The organism is Leisingera sp. XS_AS12 (assembly GCF_041224635.1).
In the GTDB taxonomy this organism is placed as follows: Bacteria; Pseudomonadota; Alphaproteobacteria; order Rhodobacterales; family Rhodobacteraceae; genus Leisingera.
Map to the genome: position 1 here is coordinate 1 of NZ_JBGFGM010000090.1, position 876 is coordinate 876.

An 876-nucleotide genomic window follows, 5' to 3' on the forward strand; every position below is an offset into this window, starting at 1 on the left:
GGTCGGCAAACCAAACCTTAGCCGAAGAACAACTATGGCCGCCAAGCGGCTCGCGCGGGCCTCGCTTCGCTACGCGAAGGCTCAGCTCAGCCCGCGCTACCGGCGGAAATTACACCAACCGTTGGGACACTGCTCAGCCAAGGCTCAAGGCGGGAAGATAGCGCTGACGCTTTGCCCGACCCATGGCGGCAATGCCGAAACTCGCAGCTATGATCTGGTGGTGCTTGCAACCGGCTATCAACGACGGATCGGGGAGACGCTTCTGTCTGGGCTCAACGATTATGTAAGCGACCGCGAAGCAGGGCGCACCTATCAACTCGCCACGACTGAAAACTTCCACCCCCGGATTTTCCTGCAGGGCTACTGCGAGGAAACACATGGGCTTAGCGATACCCTGCTGTCGGTGCTGGCCGTACGCGTGGATGAGATTGCCAATGAGCTTCTTGCGCCGAGGCAGGTTACTGAAGCCCGGCTGACCGCTGCGGAATGACCTACTTTGGGCGCGGCTCGGACCTGTCCGGGCCGCGCACAGGGCGATCGGCAAAAAATGGACTACTAGGGCGGATCTTAACGATCTTGCGTTTGACCGGACTGGAGTTCTGCAGGATAAGAGCACACGCAACCCAGGGCCGATCGTGCCTCAGGTAGTTTCTCCAAAAAAATCTGAACCTGACCGGAGCTTTGTTCCGGCTGCCTGCCGTTGGGAAACTCATGGCCGATCACACGCCCCGTCCGGTGCGCGAAGCAGTGTCCCAACGGTTGGTGTAATTTCCGCCGGTAGCGCGGGCTGAGCTGAGCCTTCGCGTAGCGAAGCGAGGCCCGCGCGAGCCGCTTGGCGGCCATAGTTGTTCTTCGGCTAAGGTTTGGTTTGCCGAC

The 876-nt window shown here is 60.2% G+C and carries 1 pseudogene; it reads left to right on the top strand.

The features are described from left to right. Positions 1-490: pseudogene (locus AB9K35_RS09515) on the top strand (hypothetical protein); the annotation flags it as partial. Positions 491-876: the final 386 nt, after the last annotated feature.